The organism is Streptomyces sp. SID486 (genome assembly GCF_009865385.1).
In the GTDB taxonomy this organism is placed as follows: Bacteria; Actinomycetota; Actinomycetes; order Streptomycetales; family Streptomycetaceae; genus Streptomyces.
Genome location: NZ_WWJT01000012.1, coordinates 1 through 4,395 on the forward strand (window position 1 = coordinate 1; position 4,395 = coordinate 4,395).

General features: G+C 72.1%; 6 protein-coding genes, 1 pseudogene and 2 riboswitches. Of the genes and pseudogenes, 3 read left to right on the forward strand and 4 right to left on the reverse strand.

Features of this window, described 5'->3' with window-relative positions:
* The 4 genes and pseudogenes from GT045_RS39315 to GT045_RS00895 form a co-directional block, all read right to left on the reverse strand.
* A pseudogene (locus GT045_RS39315) lies at window positions 1-95 on the reverse strand (CbtB-domain containing protein); the annotation flags it as partial.
* Between the two features lie 38 nt (window positions 96-133).
* A riboswitch (cobalamin riboswitch) is annotated at window positions 134-297 on the reverse strand.
* A gap of 209 nt (window positions 298-506) precedes the next feature.
* The gene (locus GT045_RS00885) at window positions 507-905 is read right to left on the reverse strand and encodes a (2Fe-2S) ferredoxin domain-containing protein (RefSeq protein ID WP_202515167.1); all 399 of its coding nucleotides are present in this window, start codon (window positions 903-905) and stop codon (window positions 507-509) included.
* 59 nt (window positions 906-964) lie between these two features.
* Window positions 965-1,088: riboswitch (cobalamin riboswitch) on the reverse strand.
* A 106-nt stretch (window positions 1,089-1,194) separates the two neighbouring features.
* On the reverse strand, window positions 1,195-1,545 hold the full coding sequence (locus tag GT045_RS00890; protein WP_161287850.1) for a hypothetical protein: 351 nt from the start codon (window positions 1,543-1,545) through the stop codon (window positions 1,195-1,197).
* Window positions 1,546-1,722: 177 nt separating this feature from the next.
* Window positions 1,723-2,070, reverse strand: a complete 348-nt coding sequence (locus tag GT045_RS00895) for a hypothetical protein (protein WP_161287851.1) — start codon at window positions 2,068-2,070, stop codon at window positions 1,723-1,725.
* A 382-nt stretch (window positions 2,071-2,452) separates the two neighbouring features.
* On the opposite strand from GT045_RS00895, the gene GT045_RS00900 reads away from it, so the two are divergent.
* The 3 genes from GT045_RS00900 to GT045_RS00910 form a co-directional block, all read left to right on the forward strand.
* Window positions 2,453-2,791 carry an antibiotic biosynthesis monooxygenase family protein gene (locus tag GT045_RS00900; protein ID WP_161287852.1) on the forward strand — a complete coding sequence of 113 codons (339 nt, stop codon included), beginning with the start codon at window positions 2,453-2,455 and terminating at the stop codon, window positions 2,789-2,791.
* Window positions 2,788-3,675 (forward strand): NAD(P)-dependent oxidoreductase, encoded by an 888-nt coding sequence (locus tag GT045_RS00905; RefSeq protein WP_161287853.1) that lies wholly within the window; start codon window positions 2,788-2,790, stop codon window positions 3,673-3,675. Before GT045_RS00900 ends, GT045_RS00905 begins: the two co-directional genes overlap by 4 nt.
* On the forward strand, window positions 3,672-4,395 hold a 724-nt coding region (locus GT045_RS00910), incomplete at its 3' end, for an amidohydrolase family protein (RefSeq protein ID WP_161332978.1). The genes GT045_RS00905 and GT045_RS00910, both read left to right, overlap by 4 nt.

A 4,395-nucleotide genomic window follows, 5' to 3' on the forward strand; every position in this document is an offset into this window, starting at 1 on the left:
ACGCCGAAGAAGACCGCCCAGGGAGCTATCGCCTTCAGCGGTAGCTTGGCGGGAACGACGGGGGTGGCAGTCGGCTGGGCGACGGTCTGCGCCATGGCAGGACCTCCTCTGGGAGTTCGCGTCCCATCTCGGTGGTGCACAGGACGACGGCCACGGGTCTGACTCACGAGGCACCTCGAAGGTGCCTCGAACACAGTGGCGCGACCGTGCCGGGTTCCCACCGGCTTCCGTTCCGCCGTCGTCGATTTCGAACAGACGGTATCGCGTGACCGGGGCACGGCCAAGACCCCGTCCATGCTGAACGATCTTCCCTACGTGGTATTGCGGCCCTGGTGACCATGCGTCAGCGGCACGCCTGGGGGGCCGTTCCCACGCGAAGGGTGCCGCTTCGCGGGCGGTCGGCGGACCCGCCCCCGTCGCCGCGGCGGCGCTCAGATCGGCCGACCCGCCCCCGACCGCGCGACGGCGCTCAGATCGGCCGACCCGCCCCCGACCGCACGGCGGCGCTAGGGCTCCGCCCGGCGCCGCGGTGACGGGAAGGCGTACAGGTCGAGGATGTCGGGCCGCGGAGCCACGCCCGGCCCGCCGGCCCGCACCCAGGCGACGATGTCCTCGGTGGCGTCCGCGTCGTTGACGAGCCCGAGCCAGACCGGCCGCGCACCGGCGGCTCGGCCGGCGGCGGAGGGCTGCACGACGATGACGTTGGCCTGGTCGCACACGTCGAGGCACGCGGATATGCGTACCGGTACCTCCGCCCTCAGCCGCGCGGTCTGCGCGGCGTGGTCGACCCCCGTCACCTTGGGGCTGCCGCAGCAGCAGTCCCGGCACACGACGACCCGGCACGGCGCCGGCCCACCGCCCCGTACGGCCGGGCCGGGTCCCTCTTCTGTCGGACGCTCCGTCATGTGTCGGCGCTCCCCTCCCGGGGAGATCCGCCCCGGTGTCGCTGAGGAGGCGACCGCGTGAGTCTCCTGGCTCCCGGGGCACCGCTCGTCGCGCCCGCCCACCCCGGTGGGGGCGGAGGACCCTCGGAGACTCGCGCACCGGTCACAGTGGCGGGACCGCGCCGGATTCACACCGGCTTCCTCGGACCGCCGTCGCCTATGTCGCGGTCATCATTTCATCAGCCGGCGCCCCGCCGTCGCCCCCGCCCTCAAGCGGCCGGGCGACGGCCGGCGACGGGGCCCGGCCCCGTCAGCGGAAGAAGACGACCGAGCGGAGCTTGAGGCGCTCGCTGCCGTACCCGGTGTGCGGACGCAGCGTGAAGGAGTCGCCCGTGCAGTCGGGCTCGGTGAACACGAGCGCGTACTCGTCGGTCCGGTTGCGCGGGGAGTGGGCCGGAGAACTGGCTCCCGGGTCCGCGACCTCGGGGAGCGTCACACACTCGCCGCTGTCCGGGTCCTCGAGGATCGCGCTCCTGGGGGAGCCGTCCAGGCCGGTGTAGGTGTACTGGAACTCACCGGACGCGGCGGACGCGGAGGCGGGGACGGCGACGGTCAGGGCGAGGGCGCCGAAGGCGGCGACGGCGGCGTTGCGAAGACGCATGGAAAAGGTGTCCCTTCACGTGGAGTGACGACGTGCGGAGTCACCCTTCCCAAGATCACGCCGACACGCGCGGTCACCGGCCGCCGAATCGATCCATCCTCACCCGAACGAGCCAGCCGTCCACGGTTCCCGCCACCGCGAGGGGCCGGTCCCGGTCACGGACGCGGCACGCCGGCCTCAGCTCCAGGGCCAGGGCGTGTCCGGATTCAGGGTCCCCACCGCCAGGCCGCCCGCACCGGCGATCAGGTCGGCCGACCACGACAGGCGGCCGCCGAGGTGGCGCGCGGCGGCGCCGGCCTGCGTGGGCAGCACGCAGCCGAACAGCACCAGGAGGAACAGGCCGTCCGCACCGGCGTCCTGATTCTGCGCCAGCGCGTAGCCGGCGTCCGCCGCCAGCGCGGCGAAGAGGAGGCTTCGGACATCCACCTCGCCCAGCGACGGAAGGTCCGCCCCGGACCCCCTGCGGACCGTGTAGACGATCAGCGCGGCTGTTTCGGCGATGACGGCGAAGAGCGCCACCAGCATGGATCACTTCTCCCGGATCGTTCTGAGCAGCCCGAATAAGAACACACATTGATCGATCTTGGCCAATTCTTGATCGTTTCTTGCAGTTGGTCGGGTCTGGGCTGCTCGGTCCTGGATCGTCGGCCGGTCCCCGGACCGTCGGCCGGTCCCCGGACCGGCCGGCGTCACCCGAACGGGTCAGGTGGGCGGACCCGTCCGGGCACGCCCCCGCCACGTCCGGACGACAGGGCTGCAGCACGGGTGACGGCTCACCCGAAATGAGTAATGACGCCGCGGCCGACCCTTGTCGCCACTGGCCCCTCCCCCATTCGGAGTTGCAGCCGTACGGGCGACATGAGTCCGTGGGAGTCGTGTCCCGCCGGATCTCACTTCAGGAGGAGACATGGGCACCAACCACCAGGGCCAGTCGGCCGACAAGCTGAGCGTCGTCTTCGCGGTCCGCGTCAAAGAGGGCGGCGAACAGGGATTCCTGGATCTGTACGAGCAGCTCCGGAAGTCCGTGGCCGGCACCCCCGGCCACATCGTCGAGCGGCTCGGAGCACCCGCCGACGACTCCCGTCAGTGGGTCATCACCAGCGAATGGCGTACGGCCGAGGACTTCTTCGCCTGGCAGCAGAGCGAGGAGCACCGCGAGCTGGTGGCCCCGCTGCGCCAGTGGGTCGACGAGAGGCAGTCGATGCGCTTCCACGTGATCAAGGAGACGAAGGGGGTGGCGTCATGACGCGGACCGGCATCGGCCCCGTCGCCGTACTCGGCCTCGGCGCCATGGGCGCCGGACTGGCCACACGCCTTCTCGACGAGGGCATACAGGTCCGGGTCTGGAACCGTACCGCCGACCGTACGGCACCGCTCGCCGACGCGGGCGCCCACGTCGCCGCCGACCCCGCCGACGCCGTCGCGGGTACGAGCGCCGCCATCTGCGCCGTCGCCGACGGCGAGGCCCTCGGCTCCGTACTGCACGGGCCCGGCGGCGTACTGGCCGAAGGCCCCTACCCCGGCCTCCTGCTGTGCGCCAGCACCGTCGCCCCCGAGGAGGTCGTCCAGATCGCCGGGGACCTCCCCCAGATCCTGGACATGGGCATGCTCGGCAACCGCGACCACGCCCGCGACGGGGAGCTGCGGCTGTTCTTGGGCGGCGACAAGCAGGTGTTCGAGGCCGCCGGGCCGCTGCTGCGGACGCTGGGCAAGGAAGTGGTCCATCTGGGCGCACTCGGTTCCGGCATGCGGATGAAACTGCTCCTCAACCTGCTGATGGGCATCGAGGTGCAGGCTCTGGCCGAGGCGACCGAACTGGCGGGCGCCTGCGGACTCGACCGGCAGCAGGTCCTCAAGACCATCGCCGGCAGCGGTTTCGCCTCTCCGGTCATGGCGTTCAAGTCCCGGCGCCTGGCCTCCGCCCGGTTCGACGACCCGGACTTCCGGCTGCGGCTGATGGCGAAAGACCTCATGCTCGCTACCAAGCAGGCAGCAGCAGTCGGCCTGAGCCTGCCGCTGGCGACCGCCGCGGCGGAGACCCACGTCCGCGCCACCGAGCAAGGACTGGGCGACCAGGACTGTGCCGCGGTCACCCGCGCACTCGCACCGAAACCGGGAACCGATAAGTGATCATCGACATCCACGGGCACCTGTCCCCACCGGAAGCGGCCGAACGCTTCCCCATGCCCCCGAGCCTGACCGACGTGGACGGCATGCTCGCCGCCCGCGCCGAGGCCGGCATCGACCTCACCATCATCGGCAGCCCGGTCGGGGCCGGCGCGATGGCACGGGTGCCGGGCGTCGACAACTACGCCCAGCCCCGTGACCGGTTGCGCGCGTTCCACGGCTGGATGTCGGATCTGATCCGCAAGTTCCCGGACCAGCTGCGCGGGTACGTCTACGCCAACCCGTTCGGGGACGACGACCACCTCGAAGGGGTGTGCGAGACCCTGGCGGACCCCGCCTTCGTCGGTCTGATCACCACCTCCAGCGTCCACGGGGAGCTGCTCGGTTCGGCGCGCGCCGACTCCTTCTTCGCGCTGGCCGCGCAGGCGGAGGTGCCGGTCCTGGTGCACGCGCCGGCCGAACCGGTGGGCACGGAACGGGTGGACGGGATCGGCTTCGTCGAACAGATCGGCCGCTTCGGCGACGTCACGATGGGCATGGCCATGATCGCGTTCGCGGGATGGCTGGACAAGTACCCGGGTCTGCGGCTGATCGGCGCGACCGGCGGCGGCGCGATGGCGCTGCTGCCGGAGCGTCTGCAGACCGCGGCGCGCCCCCGGCACTGGGCCGGGGGCGCGCCGCCCGCCGGCCGGCCCGGACCGCCCTCCGCCGCGCCGGGCCCGG

What these genes read in the sequence shown, in the direction of transcription:
- GT045_RS00885 (WP_202515167.1), bottom strand. Translation starts at nt 905, where the DNA reads ATGACGGAGCGTCCGACAGAAGAGGGACCCGGCCCGGCCGTACGGGGC.
- GT045_RS00890 (WP_161287850.1), bottom strand. Translation starts at nt 1,545, where the DNA reads ATGCGTCTTCGCAACGCCGCCGTCGCCGCCTTCGGCGCCCTCGCCCTG.
- GT045_RS00895 (WP_161287851.1), bottom strand. Translation starts at nt 2,070, where the DNA reads ATGCTGGTGGCGCTCTTCGCCGTCATCGCCGAAACAGCCGCGCTGATC.
- GT045_RS00900 (WP_161287852.1), top strand. Translation starts at nt 2,453, where the DNA reads ATGGGCACCAACCACCAGGGCCAGTCGGCCGACAAGCTGAGCGTCGTC.
- GT045_RS00905 (WP_161287853.1), top strand. Translation starts at nt 2,788, where the DNA reads ATGACGCGGACCGGCATCGGCCCCGTCGCCGTACTCGGCCTCGGCGCC.